Raw genomic sequence first — 266 nt, forward strand, 5'->3', positions numbered from 1 at the left:
GGGCACGACCAACGAAATCACGCTGCGCGAGAAATTCCCGAAGGCGACGATCGTCGCGTACGACGACACGCCGTTCGCGTTCGCCGCGCTGCGCGCCGGCAACGTGCAGGCCATCACGCAGGACGGCCCGAAACTGATCGGCCTGCTCGCGAACGTGCCCGACAAGCAGAACTACGAGATCCCGGCGTTCACGATCTCGAACGACTACATGGGCGTCGGCGTGCCGAAGGGCGAGACGCGCCTGCTCGGCTTCGTCAACGATACGT

At 65.0% G+C, this 266-nt stretch carries 1 protein-coding gene; it reads left to right on the forward strand.

The features are described 5' to 3' along the window. Nucleotides 1-266 (forward strand): type 2 periplasmic-binding domain-containing protein (locus tag AAEY62_RS22790; protein ID WP_350636692.1); only part of this gene is annotated, 266 nt, incomplete at both ends.

The organism is Pseudoalteromonas sp. GW168-MNA-CIBAN-0100 (genome assembly GCF_040309225.1).
Lineage (GTDB): Bacteria > Pseudomonadota > Gammaproteobacteria > Enterobacterales > Alteromonadaceae > Pseudoalteromonas > Pseudoalteromonas arctica.